General features: G+C 73.4%; 20 protein-coding genes. 13 read left to right on the forward strand and 7 right to left on the reverse strand.

The window, feature by feature from the left end; genetic code table 11:
* Positions 1-77: 77 nt before the first annotated feature.
* The gene (locus B085_RS0114780) at positions 78-1,559 is read right to left on the reverse strand and encodes an AlkA N-terminal domain-containing protein (RefSeq protein ID WP_037731653.1); all 1,482 of its coding nucleotides are present in this window, start codon (positions 1,557-1,559) and stop codon (positions 78-80) included.
* A 241-nt stretch (positions 1,560-1,800) separates the two neighbouring features.
* Between B085_RS0114780 and B085_RS0114785 the strand changes: the two genes are divergently transcribed.
* Positions 1,801-2,325, forward strand: a complete 525-nt coding sequence (locus tag B085_RS0114785; protein WP_018559339.1) for a hypothetical protein — start codon at positions 1,801-1,803, stop codon at positions 2,323-2,325.
* A gap of 94 nt (positions 2,326-2,419) precedes the next feature.
* Positions 2,420-3,385: a YihY/virulence factor BrkB family protein gene (locus tag B085_RS0114790; protein ID WP_018559340.1), complete on the forward strand. Its 966-nt coding sequence runs from the start codon at positions 2,420-2,422 to the stop codon at positions 3,383-3,385.
* A gap of 57 nt (positions 3,386-3,442) precedes the next feature.
* Here the strand turns inward: B085_RS0114790 and B085_RS0114795 are convergent, their stop codons facing one another.
* Positions 3,443-4,540, reverse strand: coding sequence for an NAD-dependent epimerase/dehydratase family protein (locus B085_RS0114795; protein ID WP_018559341.1), 1,098 nt, complete (start codon positions 4,538-4,540; stop codon positions 3,443-3,445).
* A gap of 154 nt (positions 4,541-4,694) precedes the next feature.
* Positions 4,695-5,861: a MalY/PatB family protein gene (locus tag B085_RS0114800; protein WP_018559342.1), complete on the reverse strand. Its 1,167-nt coding sequence runs from the start codon at positions 5,859-5,861 to the stop codon at positions 4,695-4,697.
* A gap of 149 nt (positions 5,862-6,010) precedes the next feature.
* Here B085_RS0114800 and B085_RS0114805 point away from each other — a divergent pair, with 149 nt between their 5' ends.
* A complete protein-coding gene (locus B085_RS0114805) occupies positions 6,011-6,667 on the forward strand; it encodes an SAM-dependent methyltransferase (protein WP_018559343.1) in 657 nt (218 codons plus the stop codon).
* A 282-nt stretch (positions 6,668-6,949) separates the two neighbouring features.
* On the opposite strand, the gene B085_RS49290 is transcribed toward B085_RS0114805, so the two are convergent.
* On the reverse strand, positions 6,950-7,612 hold the full coding sequence (locus B085_RS49290; protein ID WP_018559344.1) for a hypothetical protein: 663 nt from the start codon (positions 7,610-7,612) through the stop codon (positions 6,950-6,952).
* Between the two features lie 126 nt (positions 7,613-7,738).
* Here B085_RS49290 and B085_RS45630 point away from each other — a divergent pair, with 126 nt between their 5' ends.
* From B085_RS45630 to B085_RS0114850, 8 genes are read left to right on the forward strand one after another with little or no spacing between them, the layout of a single operon-like run.
* Positions 7,739-8,101, forward strand: coding sequence for a gas vesicle protein (locus B085_RS45630; protein ID WP_026251041.1), 363 nt, complete (start codon positions 7,739-7,741; stop codon positions 8,099-8,101).
* Positions 8,102-8,130: 29 nt separating this feature from the next.
* The gene (locus tag B085_RS0114820; RefSeq protein ID WP_018559346.1) at positions 8,131-8,610 is read left to right on the forward strand and encodes a gas vesicle structural protein GvpA; all 480 of its coding nucleotides are present in this window, start codon (positions 8,131-8,133) and stop codon (positions 8,608-8,610) included.
* Positions 8,611-8,612: 2 nt separating this feature from the next.
* Positions 8,613-9,326, forward strand: a complete 714-nt coding sequence (locus B085_RS0114825; protein ID WP_026251042.1) for a GvpL/GvpF family gas vesicle protein — start codon at positions 8,613-8,615, stop codon at positions 9,324-9,326.
* Positions 9,327-9,340: 14 nt separating this feature from the next.
* Positions 9,341-9,595 (forward strand): gas vesicle protein GvpG, encoded by a 255-nt coding sequence (locus tag B085_RS0114830; protein WP_018559348.1) that lies wholly within the window; start codon positions 9,341-9,343, stop codon positions 9,593-9,595.
* Positions 9,596-9,609: 14 nt separating this feature from the next.
* Positions 9,610-10,065 (forward strand): gas vesicle protein, encoded by a 456-nt coding sequence (locus B085_RS0114835; protein WP_018559349.1) that lies wholly within the window; start codon positions 9,610-9,612, stop codon positions 10,063-10,065.
* A complete protein-coding gene (locus B085_RS42430; RefSeq protein ID WP_018559350.1) occupies positions 10,058-10,867 on the forward strand; it encodes a GvpL/GvpF family gas vesicle protein in 810 nt (269 codons plus the stop codon). The genes B085_RS0114835 and B085_RS42430 overlap by 8 nt, the downstream gene beginning before the upstream one ends.
* Positions 10,864-11,079 carry a gas vesicle protein gene (locus B085_RS0114845; RefSeq protein WP_018559351.1) on the forward strand — a complete coding sequence of 72 codons (216 nt, stop codon included), beginning with the start codon at positions 10,864-10,866 and terminating at the stop codon, positions 11,077-11,079. Before B085_RS42430 ends, B085_RS0114845 begins: the two co-directional genes overlap by 4 nt.
* Positions 11,076-11,477 carry a gas vesicle protein K gene (locus B085_RS0114850; RefSeq protein WP_018559352.1) on the forward strand — a complete coding sequence of 134 codons (402 nt, stop codon included), beginning with the start codon at positions 11,076-11,078 and terminating at the stop codon, positions 11,475-11,477. The genes B085_RS0114845 and B085_RS0114850 overlap by 4 nt, the downstream gene beginning before the upstream one ends.
* Positions 11,478-11,493: 16 nt before the next feature.
* On the opposite strand, the gene B085_RS0114855 is transcribed toward B085_RS0114850, so the two are convergent.
* Positions 11,494-12,258 (reverse strand): YqjF family protein, encoded by a 765-nt coding sequence (locus tag B085_RS0114855; RefSeq protein ID WP_018559353.1) that lies wholly within the window; start codon positions 12,256-12,258, stop codon positions 11,494-11,496.
* A 344-nt stretch (positions 12,259-12,602) separates the two neighbouring features.
* Between B085_RS0114855 and B085_RS42435 the strand changes: the two genes are divergently transcribed.
* Positions 12,603-13,040, forward strand: coding sequence for an ATP-binding protein (locus tag B085_RS42435; protein ID WP_037731693.1), 438 nt, complete (start codon positions 12,603-12,605; stop codon positions 13,038-13,040).
* 281 nt (positions 13,041-13,321) lie between these two features.
* Positions 13,322-14,461 (forward strand): PP2C family protein-serine/threonine phosphatase, encoded by a 1,140-nt coding sequence (locus B085_RS42440; protein WP_158689732.1) that lies wholly within the window; start codon positions 13,322-13,324, stop codon positions 14,459-14,461.
* 171 nt (positions 14,462-14,632) lie between these two features.
* Here the strand turns inward: B085_RS42440 and B085_RS0114870 are convergent, their stop codons facing one another.
* Positions 14,633-14,800 carry a hypothetical protein gene (locus tag B085_RS0114870; protein WP_026251043.1) on the reverse strand — a complete coding sequence of 56 codons (168 nt, stop codon included), beginning with the start codon at positions 14,798-14,800 and terminating at the stop codon, positions 14,633-14,635.
* A 194-nt stretch (positions 14,801-14,994) separates the two neighbouring features.
* Positions 14,995-15,441, reverse strand: a complete 447-nt coding sequence (locus tag B085_RS0114875) for a winged helix-turn-helix transcriptional regulator (RefSeq protein ID WP_018559357.1) — start codon at positions 15,439-15,441, stop codon at positions 14,995-14,997.
* Positions 15,442-15,507 lie beyond the last annotated feature (66 nt).

Below are 15,507 nucleotides of genomic sequence, written 5' to 3' on the forward strand. Positions count from 1 at the left end.
GTGACATCTGTGATTCTGCGGTGGTTCCTCACCGATGTCCGGCGGGATTCGGACGTCGCGTTCCCGCGGTCCTCGGGTCAACCGGCGCTCCACAGCAGGTGCATCGCGTAGGTGCGCCACGGCCGCCAGCCCTCGGCGTCCTCCAGCGGGACACCGGCACGCGTGGCCCCCGCGCGCACCGCGACATCGCCCTCCAGCAGCACATCGGGATCTCCCAGGGCCCGCATCCGGATGTAGCCGGCCGTCCACGGCCCGATGCCGCGCAGCGCGAGCAGGTCCTTCTCCGCGCCGTCCCGGTCCGCGCCCGGATCGAGGGTGACCTCGCCGACGGCGAGGGCGCGGGCCAGGCCGCGCAGCGTCTCCCGCCGGGCCTGCGGCATGCCGACGGCTTCCAGCGACGCCCCGGCTAGCGTGTCCGCGTCGGGGAACAGATGCGTCAGACCGCCGCTCGGCGCCGCCAGCGGCTCGCCGTGGGCGGCGACCAGCGCCGCGCCGAGCCGGCGCCCGGCCGCCACGGACACCTGCTGGCCCAGCACCGCCCGCACGGCGAGCTCGTGCGGGTCCGCCGCCCCGGGCGCCCGCAGTCCGGGGCGGGCGCGGGCCAGCGCCCCCATCGCCGGGTCCGCGGACAGCCGTTCGGCGACCGCGTACGGATCGGCGTCCAGGTCGAACAGGCGCCGCACGCGCTGTGTCCCGGTGGTCAGGTCGCGCAGCGCGGTCAGGTGCAGCCGGCACTCCAGCCAGTCGCCGCCCCTGCCGGGCGCGGCCTCCTCGACCTCGGCGACCGCGGGCCCGTGCGGCAGCCGCAGCGTCCGCCGGTAGACCCGCCTGCCTCGGGTTCCCGTCATCTCCTCGGCACCGGGGATCGCGCGGGCCGCCAGGTAGTCGAAGACCCGCCCGGTGTCGTACGGCCCCCGGTACGACAGCCGCAGCGGCACGCCGGCGGCGGTACCGGCGGCCGTGTGCCGGGCGGGGCGTGCCTGCCGCAGCCCGGTCGGCGTGAGCGCGTACACCGCGCGGACCGTGTCGTTGAACTGCCGTACGCTCGCGAAACCGGCGGCGAAGGCGATCTCCGCGGCCTGCATGTCCGTGGTCCGCAGCAGGATGCGGGCGGTGTGGGCCCGCTGCGCGCGGGCGAGGGCGATGGGGCCCGCCCCCACTTCCGCGTTGAGCTGACGCTGCACCTGCCGCGCGCTGTACCCGAGCCGTCCGGCCAGCCCCGCGACGCCCTCCCGGTCCACGACCCCGTCGGCGATCAGCCGCATCGCGCGGCCCACCACGTCCGCCCGCGCGTTCCACGCCGCCGAGCCCGGCACCGCGTCCGGGCGGCATCTGCGGCAGGCCCGGAAACCCGATCCCTGGGCGGCCGCCGCCGTGCGGAAGAACCGGACGTTGCGCCGTTTGGGCGTGACCGCCGGGCAACTGGGGCGGCAGTAGATCCCCGTCGTCGCCACCGCGAAGAAGAACTCGCCGTCGAAGCGGGCGTCGCGGCTGCACACCGCCTCGTACCTGCTGTCCTCGTCGGTCGTGTCGCTCGTCACCCCTCCACTGTGCGGCATCGCGGGGGCGGGTCGCTGGCGGGATTCGGACGTCGCGTTCCCGGGGCGGGCCGGGCCGGCTCGCCGCCCGAGCCGTCGTGCCCTGGACCTGGAGGGGACGCCCGGCCCGGACGACGAGACCGTCCGGGCCGGGCGGAGCTCCGGTCGCGGTCGCCGTGAGCGGCGCGTGCCGGTGGCCCGCCGGTCGCGGCGGCTGCCGTGCGACCGTGCGGGGCCGGGCTCCCTCGGTGATCCTGGGGAGGTGACAGCCGCCGGCTCCTCCCCGCGAGACCTCTCCGGCCGGGAGGCCCCCGGCACGGGCCGCGCCAATTACACCGGCGCCGTCTACGGATCGCTGCTCGCCGCCTCGGTGGTGGCCGGTGCCGGTTCGGCGGGCCCGTACCCGCGCCTGGAACTGGTGCTGCTGCTGATCTGTACCGGCCTGGTGTTCTGGGCCGCCCACGTCTACGCGGGCTTCGTCGGCGACCGCCTGCGCGCGCAGAAGGTCACGTGGCGCGAGATCCGCCAGGTGTGCGTTCGGGAGTGGCCGATCGTGCAGGCCGCGCTGCTGCCCGCGGCCTCGGTCGCGGTGAGTCCGCTGCTGGGGCTCGGGCCGGAGGGCGCGGCATGGCTGGCGGTCTCCATCGCCGTCGCCCAGCAGGTCGGGTGGGCCAGTGCCGCCGTCATCCGGGTGGGCGCGTCCCGGTGGGCGGTGGTGTCGGTGGGGATCGTGAACATGGCGCTGGGTCTGGTCATCGTGGCGGCGAAGGTCGCGCTCCAGCACTGAGCGGTGACACTCCGGGTGCCTGTCCCCCGCTGCTTATGTAGCGTTTTGTCACTATTTCCTGTGGGGTCGGTGTGCCCCGAGGCGGTGAACGCGCATGACTCGCCACCCGCAGACCGGCGCCCGCAAGCCCACCGAGCTCCCCCAGGAGTCCTGGCGGGTGGTGCTCCGGCGCACGGTGAAGGAGTTCTGGGCGGACCACCTGACCGACTGGGCCGCGGCGCTGACCTACTACGCCGTGCTGTCGGTCTTCCCCGCCCTCCTGGTCATGGTGTCCGTCGTCGGCCTGCTGGACGGCCCCAGCGTCAAACCCCTGATCGTGAACGCGGGCGAACTCGCGCCCGGACCGGTCCGCGACATGCTGACCGGCGTTCTCGGGCAGCTGCAGCACGGCGTCGGCCGAGGGGGTCTCGCCCTCGCGATCGGCATCGTGGTGGCCGTGTGGTCGTCCTCCGGCTACGTGGCGACCTTCATGCGGGCCGCCAACGCCCTCTACGACATCGACGAGGGCCGGCCCTTCTGGAAGACCCTGGCCGGCAGGTTCGTCATCCCCGTGGTGCTGCTGGCGGTCACGGCGCTCATCGCGATCGGCGTGGTCTTCACCGGTGCCCTCGCTCGCAGGGCGGGCCAGGTGCTGGGGGTCGGCGACGCCGCGCTCGGAGTGTGGGGCATCGTCAAATGGCCCGTGATGCTGGCACTGTTCGGCCTCGTCCTCGCGCTGCTGTACTGGGCGGCGCCCAACGTCCGGCACGGCGGCTTCCGCTGGGTGAGCCCGGGCAGCGCCCTGGCCGTGGTGATCTGGGCCGCAGCCTCCGCGGTGTTCAGCCTCTACGTCTCCAACTTCGCCAACTACAACAGGCTCTACGGCAGTCTGGCGGCGATCATCGTCTTCCTCGTCTGGCTGTGGATCTCGAACATCGCCGTCCTCCTCGGCCTGGAGTTCAACGCCGAACTCGAACGGGCCCGGGCACGGCCGGACGGCGGCCCCGACGACGGCCCCGACGACAGGGTGCCCAAGGCCGAACTCCAGGACACCGAGCGCCTCAGCGCCGACGACGGGTGACGTCGGGACGGCGTCGCGTCCCCCGCGCCGTCAGGCCGCCGCGCACGCGCCGCGCGCTCATGGCCGGGAGCCGACACCGGTCGCCACCTCGTGGAGCCGGCTGCCGGCCCCGCCCGGCGCCAAAGGAGCGGTCGAGATGTCGCCCGCGCCCTCGCGCAGACCCTCGAGGAACTCCTCGATCGCCCGGGTGGCGGTGTGGCGGGGCTCCCAGCCCAACTCGCGGCGGGCCCGCGAGGTGTCCATCAGCGGCAGCCTGACCACGGCGTCGAACAGGCCGGGCGACGACGGCACCAGGTGCAGCCGCCACGCCCCGGCCAGCGCCGCCCGCACCGCGCTCCGCGGCATACGGACGACCTGCGCCCCGAGCAGCGCGGCGAGTTCCTCCGCGTCCAGCGGCGGATCGGCCGCCAGGTTGAAGGCGCCGTGCACCGGACGGTGCAGGGCCAGCCGGTAGGCCTCGGCCGCGTCGTCGGAGTGGAGCGCCTGGAAGCGCAGCCCGCGCATGTCCGGGACGACCGGCACCAGCCGGGGGCGTACGAGCCGGTTCGGCAGGAACGGCCCCGCGAACAAGCGGCGCTGCTGGGCGGCGGACTCCCGTTTGAAGACGAACCCCGGCCGCATGCGCACCACGCGGATCTGCGGGTTCTCCCGCTCGAAGGCGTCGAGGCAGCGCTCGACGTACGCCTTCTCCCGGCAGTAGGCGGCCCCCGGCCAGCCGTGCGTGGGCCACGACTCGTCGACCGGGTACCGCTTGGGGCCGGGGGAGTACGTTGCCACCGACGAGGCGTGGACCAGGGCCGGGACGCCGGCCGCGGCGGCCGCCTCGAAGACGCGGATGCCGCCCAGGACGTTGGTGCGCCACGTGATCGAAGGATCGTGGGTGGGCTGCAGCAGCCAGGCCAGATGCACGACGGCGTGCGCGCCGCGCAGGTGCTCCACCAGGCGCGTGCGGTCGTCGCCGATGTCGGCGTGCACCCATGTGGTGCGGGCGGGGCGCCAGTCCTGGGGGATCCTGCGGGCGATGCCGACGATCTCGGCCACCGCCGGGTCGTCGACGAGCGCCCGCACCAGGCTCGTCCCGACGTTTCCGGTCGCCCCTACGACGACGACGCGCAGGCCGCCGCCACCGGGCGCGAAATCGTGCGTCACGATCATCGCCTCCCTCGGCCACCGGGAGGGCCCGGGCACCGCCGGTGCCGGGCGGGCCGCCCGGCACCGGCGGCCTCGTCCGATGTCTGTCCCGGTCTCCGGGGCGGCTACCCGGTGAGGGACGTTTCAGACCTCGGCCGGGGGGCGTCGGTCGGCCGCCTCAGCCGACGGCCTTCGCCATCCGGCGCACCGCCTCCGTGAGCACCTCGGGCGTCGTCGCGAGGTTCAGCCGTGCGTGGCCCTCGCCGCCCGTGCCGAACTCGGACCCCGCGCTGAGGGCGACCCTCCCGCGGGCGAGGAAGGCAGCGGCCGGGTCGTCGCCGAGGCCCAGCTTCCGGCAGTCCAGCCAGGCCAGGTAGGTGCCCGGGGCCGGCTGGTAGGCGATCGCCGGCAGTTGCTCGGCCAGCAGAGCGGCGAGCAGCCGGCGGTTCTCGGCGAGGTCGTCCAGCACGGCGTCCAGCCACCGTCCGCCCTCGCGCAGCGCCGCCGTGTGCGCGATGACGCCCAGATGACTCGGTCCGTGGCCGACCTCCTCCGGCATACGCGCCAGGTCGCCCGCCGCGGCGGGCCCGGCCAGGGCGAGCGCCGCCTTCAGCCCGGCCAGGTTCCACGCCTTCGACGCGGACATCAGCGACAGGCCGCTCTCGCCTCCGGGCACGCTCAGATACGGCACGAACGCCGCCTCGGCGGTCACCAGCGGCGCGTGGATCTCGTCCACCACGACCCGCACCCCGAACGCCTCGGCCAGCGCCGCCACCGCGGAAAGCTCCTCGGCGGTGTGCACCGTGCCGGTCGGGTTGTGCGGGCTGCACAGCAGGTAGGCGGCCCGGCCGCCGCCGGCCGTGGACCGGGCGAAGGCCTCCTCCAGCACCGCGAGGTCCAGCCGCAGGCCGGGGCCGAGCGGGGCCTCCACCACCCGGCGGTCCATATGCGTCACGAACTGGTAGAACGGCGGGTACACAGGGCAGTTGACGATCACCGGATCGCCGGGACCCGTGACCAGCCGCAGCATCTCGACGACGCCCAGCATCACGTCGGGGACGATCGAGGCGCGCTCCACGGCCACGCCGTCCCAGCCCCACCGCTCGCGGGCGAAGTCCGCCAGCGCCTCCGCGTACGCGGTGCCCGCCGGATAGCCCGTGTCGCCGACCGCGATCGCCTCCGTGAGCGCGCGGGCCACGGGCGCGGCCAGCGGCACGTCCATCTCCGCCACCCACAGCGGCAGTACGTCATCCGGATGGGTGCGCCACTTCATGCTCGTCCGGCGCCGCAGCTGGCCGAGCGTCAGGCGCCGCAGCGGGTGGTCCTCGTTCGACGCTATGTCCATGACATCAACATAGGTGCGGACCTGCCGCCGGGGCAGGAGGCGGCAGGGGGCACGTGTTGCCGAACCGGCAAGAAGGCTTGCCCGGCGGATGGGCGGCACCGCATCGTCGGGGGCAGGCCCGCACCCACGGCACAAAGGAGACGACATCCATGACCGACGGCACCACCAGCGCGACCGGCGCCGAGTCCGAGGCGGAGTTCTGGGACGCCCGGTACGCCGGGAGCGACCGCGTCTGGAGCGGCAACCCCAACAACGTCCTGGTCCGCGAGGTCCAGGGCCTGAAGCCCGGCACGGCCCTCGACCTGGGCTGCGGTGAGGGCGCCGACGCGGTCTGGCTGGCCCGGCAGGGATGGCGGGTGACCGCCGTCGACATCTCCCGCGTCGCCCTGGAGCGGGCCGCCGGCCACGCGAAGGCGGAGGGCATCGCCGAGGGTCTCATCGACTGGCAGCGCCACGACCTGGGCGCGACGTTCCCTGAGGGCACCTACGACCTCGTCTCCGCGCAGTTCCTGCACTCGCCGAACGACATGCCCCGCGAGCGCATCCTGCGCGCCGCCGCGGCGGCCGTGGCGCCCGGCGGCGTGCTGCTCGTCGTCGGGCACGCAGGGTTCCCGGCCTGGGAGACCGATCCGCACCCGGAGGTGCACTTCCCGACGCCGCAGGAGGTGCTGGAGAGCCTCGGGCTCCCGGACGGGGAGTGGGAGGTGGTGCTGAGCGACGAGCACGAGCGCATCCAGAACGATCCCGACGGGCGCCCCACGACGCGCGTGGACAACACCCTGGAGATCCGCCGCCTGGCGCGGTGACACGACGCGCGGACGGCCGTGGCGACCACGGCCCGCCTGCGCGCGGGGGCGGGGGGTGATGGGGCGTCATCGACGTGCGCTCGCGTACCAAGATGCGGCCGGGCCTTCCCGAACGGGCCTGAGGGCAGTGCTCGACAACGAGGAGGATGCGAGGGCCGGCGTCGGCTCATGGAAGCCGGCGCTGCCGCGCGTGGTGCGCCTTGCGGCGTCGTCGGAGTGCCTGACGCATCTGATCCAGGCCCGAAGCCTGTCTCCACTGTCCCCAGCCGTCCTGGCGTGGAACTACCTTCGCCGTGAGGGGGCCTTCTTGGCTGTCGACTTCTTCGCTGCCGTCTTCTTCGCGGCGGACTTCCGTGCAGGTACCGTCTTCTTCGCCGCCCCCTTCCCGGCCGGTGCCGCGCTCTTCTTGGCGGCGGCCTTCTTCGCCGGCTGCGCCTTCTTGGCGGGGGTCCCCTTGGCGGCCGCCTTCTTGGCTGCGGTCGTGCGCGCCGGTGGCGTGGGAACCCGCCGCTTGGCCTGGCGACGGCGCCGAGGGGCCTGCTCTTCTTCCTCTTCCTCAGGCTCCTCCTCGTCCTCCGGCGCGTACTGCTCTTCCGCCTCGTCCGGTTCCTCGTCCTCGCGCTTCTCCTTCTTGCCGCCGATGCGGGCCGTACGGTCGTGCAAGCTCCCTGCGAGATCCTTGAGCTTCCGGTCCGCGGCAGCGGCGACCGCCTTTCGGCCGGCGCTCATCAGCTCTCCCTGCACCTGCTCCTTGAGCTGGGCGACCTGAGGCAGGTCCTTGAGCTTGCGAATACCCTCGGTCACCAGCTGTTGTGGATCGAGTCCGGAGCGGCGACCGGCGAGGTAGGTAGCCATTCCGAAGGCGAGCCGCCCCTTCTTGGTACGGCCGAGGACGTAGCCGCCCGCCACCGCGGCGGCCAGAGCGAGCTTGGTCGAGTCCTTCATCACTTGTTCCCTTCGGGAGTTGGGCCCCGCGGGAGGCGGCCCGTCGCCGCGCACGTTGTGAGGTGTATATGCTGAAATGGTACGTTTCGTTGTGGGGGGGGCGCCGCGCCAGAGCCGGAGAAGTGGATGGCCCCAAGCGACAAGAGCGACCCCGGAAGGGCCCGGCGCTCCACCAGGAGCGAAGGCGCAGCACGGCGTGAGAGCGCCGAGCGGCCCCGGCGGCCCCGCAAACGTTCGGCGGCCTGGGCCATGCGATCCGCTTCCGAGCAACTCTCCGAACTCCTCGGTCGCAGGCCGGAATCCGTATCCGCGGTGAAACCGACCGAGGGCGGCTGGGAGGCGGACGTCGAGGTGCTGGAACTGGAGCGCGTGCCCCAGACGACCAGTGTGATGGCCACCTACCACGTGACGTTGGACGAGGAAGGAGACCTCGTGGCGTACGAGCGGACCCGCCGCTACACGCGGGGCCAGATCGACCGACGCTCCTGATCCGACGCAAGGCGCTGAAGGGAGGCCCCATGACCGTGGTGCCGCAGAGCGGGGGTGGTATGTCGAGGGGCGGTGGGGGCAGCCTCTACGACGTCCTGGAACTGATCCTGGACCGAGGGCTCGTCATCGACGTCTTCGTCCGCGTGTCGCTGGTGGGCATCGAGATCCTCAAGATCGATGCCCGGATCGTGGTGGCGAGCGTCGACACGTACCTCCGTTTCGCCGAAGCCTGCAACCGGCTTGACCTGGAGTCCGGGCGCAAGCAGCCGACCCAGCTCACCGATCTCGTGGGTGAGATCACCGAGGGCGGGGCCAAGGGCAAGTCGAAGGGCGCCCTGTCGGGCGCCGTCGAGGCCGTCACCGACACCCTGAAGGGCGGGAGCGACGAGGGCGAGGAAGAGGACGAGTACGAGGAGGAGCCGGAAGAGGAAGAAGCGGAGTACGAGGAGGAGCCCCGGCAACCGCGGCGCAGGAGCACCGGGCGGGCTTCCCGGCGGGAGAGTGAATGAGCATGGCCGTCTACGTCTACTCCATCACCGCGAAGGACCACCCGTTGCGCCTGGACGGCCTCACGGCCGTGGGTGGATCGGGCCAGGAGTTGCGCACGGTGACGAGCGCCGAACTCTCCGCGGTCGTGAGCGAGGCTCCCGGGGATCTGCGTCCCCGGCGCAGGGACGTACTCGCCCATCAGGAGGTGCAGGAACGGCTGATGGCCGACGGCGCCGTGCTGCCGCTGCGCTTCGGCTTCACGGCACCCGACGATGAGGCCGTGAAGGCCGTGCTGGAGGACCGGGCGGCGGAGTACCGGGAGCAGTTGAAGAACCTGCAGGGCTGCGCCGAGTACCACCTGAAGGTCGCGTGGGACGAGGACTCCCTGCTGCGCCGGATCCTGGAGGAGAACGACGAAATACGCGGGCTGAACGAGGAGATACGCGGCGGAGCCGCCTCCCCCGACATGCCGCTGATGCTGGGCGAGTTGATCGCCCACGAGGTGCAGACGCGCCAGCAGGCACTCGGGGCGGGCATCGTCGAGGCGCTGCGCCCCTTCGCCCGGGACGACGTGGCCACCGCGCCCGCCGGACAGGACTTCCTGAGCGTCTCCTTCCTGGTGGACGACAGCAAGGAGGAGATGTTCCTGGCCACCCAGATGAGCCTTGCCAACCAGGTGGGCGAGGAGTGCGACTTCCGGCTGCTCGGACCGCTGCCCCCGTACAGCTTCGTGTGAGAGGGAGTGACCCCATGGGGCTGTTCACCCAGATCGTCACCCTCCCCCTCGCACCGGTGCGCGGGGTGGGCTGGGTCGTCGAACGCGTGCTGGAGGCCGCCGAGCAGGAGTACTACGACCCCGAGCCCGTCGAGCGCGAACTCGCCGCCCTGGAGAAGGAGCTCCTCGCCGGACGGATCGACGAGGAGACCTTCGAGGCCCGCGAGGAGGAACTGCTCGACCGCCTCGACGAGATCGCGGCGTTCCGGCGCGGCGAGCCCGCGCCCTGAGACGAGGTGACGCTGTGACGGATTCCCCGGCCGGCCGGCTCGGTTCGTACCCCACGAGGGCCGCTCCCCAGCAGTCCCCCTACGGGCAGGGTTCGTCGGCCAATCTGGCGGACATCCTGGAGCGCGTCCTGGACAAGGGCATCGTCATCGCGGGCGACATCCAGATCAACCTGCTCGACATCGAACTGCTCACCATCAAGCTGCGGCTCCTGGTGGCCTCCGTCGACAAGGCCAAGGAGATGGGCATCGACTGGTGGGAGCACGACCCCTCCCTGTCCTCGCGCGCCCACGGGGAGAGTTCGCTCGCGGAGGAGAACCGGCGGCTGCGCGAGGAGATCGAGGCGCTGAAGGAGGGACGGGAGCTGACGGACACGCCACGCGGCAGCGTGGCCTCCCGCCACCGCACCCGGTCCTCGTCGGCGACGCCCCGCCGCCGCGGCGGCGGAACCGGGACGGGCGACGATGGATGACCGGGTCAGCTACGCGTACGCCGTACTGCGCGGCCACGGCGTGCCGGGCGGCGCCCTGGAGGCGCTGACGGGCGTCGCCGGGGCCCCCGTACGGCTCGTGACGTCCGGTCCGCTGGCCGCCGCCGTCAGCCCGGTGCCGGCCGCGGACTTCGACGAGGACGCCCTGCGCCGGCACCTGGAGGACCTGGACTGGCTGGAGGCCGTCGCGCGCGCCCACCACACCGTCATCGAGGCGCTTTCGGCGCACACCACCGTGCTGCCGCTGCGGCTCGCCACGGTCTATCTGGACGACGAACGCGTGCGCCAGGTGATGCGGGAGGACGACGCGGCGTTCACGGAGGCCCTGGAGCGGCTCGCAGGGCACCTCGAATGGGGCGTCAAGATCTATGTGGACGCCCCGGCGACGGCCGCCGAACCCCCCGGCGCCGGCGAGGGCCTCAGCCCAGGGCGGGCCTACCTGCGTGCCCGCAGTGCCCAGCGGCACACCCGCGACCAGGCCTACCGCGCGGCGGAGGAGGCCGCCGCACGCGTCGAGGCGATCGGCCGCGAACTGGCCGCCGCCCACGCCCGGCACCGCGCACAGCAGGGCCGACTCGCCGCCGGTGCGGGGGAGAACGTCCTCAACGACGCCTTCCTCGTCGCGCACGAACAGGCCGAGGCGTTCCGCAGCCGCGCCCTGGCCGCCGGCGAGGGACTGCCCGGGGTGCGCGTCGACGTCACCGGCCCGTGGGCCCCGTACTCCTTCGCCGCACTCCCCGGCCGCGCCCGGTCCGAGGAGGACCCGGCGGACGCCGCGCCATGACCGCGGCCGACCGGGCCCCCGAACCCCTGGCCGAACGTCAGGTGGCCCTCGTCGACCTGCTCGACCGCCTCCTCAGCGGCGGCGTCGTCCTCACCGGTGACGTGGTGCTCTCCATCGCCGACATCGACCTCGTCCGGATCTCCCTGCGCGCGCTGATCGTCTCCGTCAGCGAGAGCAATCCCGCGCCCTGGGGCCCGGGGCCGGGTCCATGACGCCCCCGGCCTCCTCCCCGGGCGGCGACCACCCCCCGGACCGCCTCGGCGAGGTCGCCGACGCCGCCGCCCGCGCCTTCCGGCTTCTTCCCGCCGTCCCCCGCGACACCGCGTCCCCCGGCCCCGCGCGCCGGATCAGCACCGACCCCGACACGGTCGAACGCGATCTGATGAGGCTCGTCCTGACGCTCGTCGAACTCCTCCGCCAGCTCATGGAGCGGCAGGCCCTCCACCGTGTCGACGCGGGCGACCTCACCGAGGAGGAGGAGGAACGCCTCGGCGCCACCCTGATGATCCTCCACGACCGCATGGCGGGACTGTGCGCCGAGCACGGCCTGTCCATGTCCGACCTGAACCTCGACCTCGGCCCCCTGGGCACGCTGCTCCCGCCCGAGTGACCGCGCGGGGAAGGCCTCAGGGCGTGGGGATGCCGCCCGGGCGCGAGGGACGGCCGAAGCGGACCGGGACGCCGGGGGAGTACAGGACGCTGACCGGCGGGCCCACGGGGGCGGGGAGGCCGGCGGCCGTGATCAGGTTCTCGTCGCAGTCGAGGAGCTCGGCGCGGTGAAGGGGCCAGCGGGGGTGCGAGTTCGGAAGGTAGACCTGCCGCTCGAAGAACGTGTTGTGCAGGCCCCAGCGCGCGGTGAGGAAGTGGTCGAGCTCGCTGGGTTCCGCGACGGGTTCGCCCACGCGCACCGCTATCCGGGAGTGCGCCCCGCGGGGGCCCGGCCATCTGCGGGTGCTGGTGTACGTGAGCGTGTCGCCGTCGTGGCGGATCGCCATCCGCGACCACAGGTACGGCAGACGGAACGCGGCCCGCGCCACCGCCACGGGTATCAGCCGGGACGCGTCGAGCGAGCGGAAGACGACCCCGCGCCGCCCGTGGGTGTCCACGGAGTACAGCCGGACGTTCGTCTCGGGGAAGGTGCCCAGGTAGGGAACGCCGGGGAGACGGAACCAGCCCACGCGGTGCATGCGGAAGGCGACGAGGCCGACGTAGGTGACGCCGTCGAGGGTGTCGGGGACGGTACCGGCCGGCAGGTGCGGAGCGATGTCGGCGGGGTCGGCCGCCCAGTGGAGGAAGGCCAGGTCGAGCCACGACTGGGTGAGCAGCGGGACGGCGGCGACGTCGGGCGGCTCCGCGGTGATCGGTTGCGGTGGGGTCTGAGGGGGCGGCACCCGACCAGGATCGCAGAAGGGCGAGGGGCACCGGAGCAGGGTCGCGCCGGGCGGCGCGCGGGACGCGGAACCCCCGCCGCGGGGCGGGTTCACCCGCCGTCGTGCCGTACGCGACGCCGCGCGGAGTCGTGGCGCGGGTGCGTTCCGGGGTGTCCCCGAGGGTGCGCCGGGCGGCGCCTCGGGCCGCCGGACCACTCCTGTGACACGTGGGGTTCAGGAGGTCACAGCGGGGTACACCATGGGGGCGGGTGCCGGGGCCCCGCATCCGTTGGGGACGGACAGGGGGGCCCTTCCCCCTACCGGTGACGCTGCGGAGCAGCCCTTCGGCGTGGGGAGTGATGGAGATGACGCACTGGTTCGCCACCTCGTCACCTGCCGTCCGTACCGACGTGTACGTGTGCGAGCTGGAGCACCGCGCCGTCGCCGTCGCCGTCGCGCGACGCACCGCGCGCACGGTGCTGACCGGCTGGTCGGTGCCGGAGGAGGCCGTCCACGACGCCGTCCTGGTCGTGTCGGAACTGGTGACCAACGCCGTGGAGCACGCGCTGCCGCCGGTCGCCCTGCGCCTGCGTCTGCGCCGCGGAGAGGTGGACGGCGCGGCGATCATCCGCGTCGAGGTCACGGACGGCGGGCCCGCGCCGCGGCACGGCGCCTGGGCCGCCAGTTGCGGACCGGGCGAGCACGGCCGAGGCGCCGCCATCGTCGACGGCCTCGGCGTCGGTTCCGGCATCGGCGCCCGCAGCCGCGGCGGCGCCCGCTGGGCTGAGCTGCTGACCGCCTGACCCGTCCGAGCGGGCGCTCGACCGGCAGAGCGCCTGACCGGGACAGCGACCCGCGTCGGCCTGCCGCCCGCGCCCCAGGGGTCCCGGCGGGCTGATGTGCTTACGTGAATTTTGTCCGGAAGAAAACGAAATACCCTTGTGTTGAGATCGCCCAGAGGGAGGGCTGTCGTGGTCGCACCCGGCCCGGGTGCGGGAAGGGAGGCACCCGCATGGAGTTCGGGTCCCGTCTCTCGGCGATGCAGGATCCCGTCAGATCGGGGTGCAGGGTCTTTCTCGCCGCGATGATCGCGATCATCGCGGCCGTGCCGATCGCCGACCACTTCCTGCCGAAGGACATCCACCTCGCCCACGTGCTCGTCATCCCCGTCGCGCTCGCCTCCGCCTTCGTCGGAGCCGTGCGCGGCGCCCTGACGGGACTCGCGGCCGTACTCGCGCTCGTCGCGGCCGGCGCCGAACGGCACACCCTGTCCTCGGAGAACGTCCTCGTCCAGCTCGGCTCTCTGGTGCTGCTCTCCGTCCTGCTCGTCCTCATCAGCGCCCTGCGCGAGCGCCGCAGACACGAACTCCAGGAGTTGCGCGAGGTGTCGCGGGCGACCCAGGGCGTGCTGCTGCGACCGCTGCCCACGCACGCCGGACCGGTGACCATCGCCACGGCCTACCGAAGCGCCGGGGACGGCGACCGCATCGGCGGCGACCTGTACGCCGTCGCGCGCACCGACCGGGCCACCCGCCTGCTCATCGGCGACGTACGCGGCAAGGGCATCGGTTCCATCGGCGACACCGGGACCGTCCTCGGCGCGTTCCGTGCCGCCGCGCACCGGCAGGCCCCGCTCGCGGAGCTGATGGAGTCGCTGGAGGCGGGCGTCCGCTGGGAACTCTCCGAGTCAGGGGACGGACCGGGCGAGTCCGACACCGGGGAGCGCTTCGTCACCGCGGCCGTCGTCGAGATCCCCGACGACGAACCGTACGTCCGCGTGGTCAGCTGCGGGCACCTGCCGCCGATCCTCCTCCACGACGGGACAGTCACCACCCTCGACGTACCCGAACCGGCGCCCCCGCTGGGCCTCGGGGGTCTGACCGGCAGCAGCTACGCCCCCACCGCCTTCCCCTTCGCCCCCGGCGACCGGCTGCTGCTCTACACCGACGGCGTGACCGAGGCCCGGAACGACGCCGGGGAGTTCTACCCGCTCATGAGCCGGGTCGCGGAATGGGCCGACCGGTGCCCCGACCAGCTCGTGCGCAAGATGACCGACGACCTGCTGGCCCACGTGGCCGCCCCGCTGCAGGACGACATGGCCGTGGTCGCGATCGTGCGCGACGCCCTGGGGGGACCGCCGGCGCGGGCACGGGCCCACGCGGGGGCCGACACGGCGGCGGAGGCCGACGGGCCGGGCGTCCGGCCTGCCGGCCGCGGGCTGTGACGACGACCGCCGCGACGCCGTCGCCCCGGACCTGACGCTTCGCGGACGGTGGGAACGCCGCGGTACCCGCCCCATCCGCCGGTCGCCACGCCCCCATGCCGAAGGGGTGGGGTCCGCCACCGCCGCACGCGGTCGCGGACCCCACCCCTGGCACTGCGTCGGAGCGTCAGGTCACCATCGGTACCAGCGGCGGCGTCCGCCGCCCTCGGCGGCCCGGAAAACGAAGCCGAGCAGCCACACCACCAGGACGATCAGCGCGATCCACCACAGGGCCTTGAGGGCGAAGCCCGCCCCGAAGAGGACCAGGGCCAGCAGCAGGACGACCAGCAAAGGAACCATGTCTTCAACCTCCTGACCCCGCGTGTGCCCCGGGTCCGCGGCACCATGCACCACCATTTCCGTGTCTCCGGCCGCCTGATCCCGTCGACCGGTCGTGCCCGGTGCGCAGGAATGAACGGCGCCGTCGCGGACAGACGTGCGGTGCGGGCGCCGGACCGCGTTTCCCCCGTCGCGGTCCCGCACCCCGCCGGTCGTCAGGGCGCCGGGGCGCGCACCTCCACGTCGTCGGGCCCGAGCGGCCGGCCGTCGGCGTCGCGCATCTCCAGCGGCGCCACCGGGCGGCCGCCGGCCCGGTCCACCACGGTGGTGCGCCGCTCCCCGGGCTCGAAGAGGTTGTCCTCGCCCCACTGGCGCAGGGCGAGCAGCACCAGCCGCAGCCCCTTGCCCTCCTCGGTGAGTTCGTACTCCCGGTACGGACTCCCGTCCGAGGCGGGCACCGTGCGCAGCACCCCGTGCTCCACCAGCTTGCCGAGACGGCTGCTCAGGATGTTCTTGGCGCAGCCCAGGCCGCGGTGGAAGTCGTTGAACCTGCGCACCCCGTTGAGCGCGTCCCTGACGATCAGCAGCGACCACCAGTCGCCGACGACGCCCAGGGTCCGTGCGACCGGGCACGGTCCGTCACTGAAATCCTTCTTCTGCATCTCCCTCTCCCGGTTTCGACATTAAACCGAGAGGGTGGGCCGGGCAAACACCGGTGCCGGGTACGG

The sequence above is a fragment of the Streptomyces sp. BoleA5 genome, from assembly GCF_000373665.1.
GTDB lineage: Bacteria > Actinomycetota > Actinomycetes > Streptomycetales > Streptomycetaceae > Actinacidiphila.

What these genes read in the sequence shown, in the direction of transcription:
- B085_RS0114780 (WP_037731653.1), bottom strand. Translation starts at nt 1,559, where the DNA reads ATGCCGCACAGTGGAGGGGTGACGAGCGACACGACCGACGAGGACAGC.
- B085_RS0114790 (WP_018559340.1), top strand. Translation starts at nt 2,420, where the DNA reads ATGACTCGCCACCCGCAGACCGGCGCCCGCAAGCCCACCGAGCTCCCC.
- B085_RS0114795 (WP_018559341.1), bottom strand. Translation starts at nt 4,540, where the DNA reads ATGATCGTGACGCACGATTTCGCGCCCGGTGGCGGCGGCCTGCGCGTC.
- B085_RS0114800 (WP_018559342.1), bottom strand. Translation starts at nt 5,861, where the DNA reads ATGGACATAGCGTCGAACGAGGACCACCCGCTGCGGCGCCTGACGCTC.
- B085_RS0114805 (WP_018559343.1), top strand. Translation starts at nt 6,011, where the DNA reads ATGACCGACGGCACCACCAGCGCGACCGGCGCCGAGTCCGAGGCGGAG.
- B085_RS49290 (WP_018559344.1), bottom strand. Translation starts at nt 7,612, where the DNA reads ATGAAGGACTCGACCAAGCTCGCTCTGGCCGCCGCGGTGGCGGGCGGC.
- B085_RS45630 (WP_026251041.1), top strand. Translation starts at nt 7,739, where the DNA reads ATGGCCCCAAGCGACAAGAGCGACCCCGGAAGGGCCCGGCGCTCCACC.
- B085_RS0114820 (WP_018559346.1), top strand. Translation starts at nt 8,131, where the DNA reads ATGACCGTGGTGCCGCAGAGCGGGGGTGGTATGTCGAGGGGCGGTGGG.
- B085_RS0114825 (WP_026251042.1), top strand. Translation starts at nt 8,613, where the DNA reads ATGGCCGTCTACGTCTACTCCATCACCGCGAAGGACCACCCGTTGCGC.
- B085_RS0114830 (WP_018559348.1), top strand. Translation starts at nt 9,341, where the DNA reads ATGGGGCTGTTCACCCAGATCGTCACCCTCCCCCTCGCACCGGTGCGC.
- B085_RS42430 (WP_018559350.1), top strand. Translation starts at nt 10,058, where the DNA reads ATGGATGACCGGGTCAGCTACGCGTACGCCGTACTGCGCGGCCACGGC.
- B085_RS0114845 (WP_018559351.1), top strand. Translation starts at nt 10,864, where the DNA reads ATGACCGCGGCCGACCGGGCCCCCGAACCCCTGGCCGAACGTCAGGTG.
- B085_RS0114850 (WP_018559352.1), top strand. Translation starts at nt 11,076, where the DNA reads ATGACGCCCCCGGCCTCCTCCCCGGGCGGCGACCACCCCCCGGACCGC.
- B085_RS42435 (WP_037731693.1), top strand. Translation starts at nt 12,603, where the DNA reads ATGACGCACTGGTTCGCCACCTCGTCACCTGCCGTCCGTACCGACGTG.
- B085_RS42440 (WP_158689732.1), top strand. Translation starts at nt 13,322, where the DNA reads ATGATCGCGATCATCGCGGCCGTGCCGATCGCCGACCACTTCCTGCCG.
- B085_RS0114870 (WP_026251043.1), bottom strand. Translation starts at nt 14,800, where the DNA reads ATGGTTCCTTTGCTGGTCGTCCTGCTGCTGGCCCTGGTCCTCTTCGGG.
- B085_RS0114875 (WP_018559357.1), bottom strand. Translation starts at nt 15,441, where the DNA reads ATGCAGAAGAAGGATTTCAGTGACGGACCGTGCCCGGTCGCACGGACC.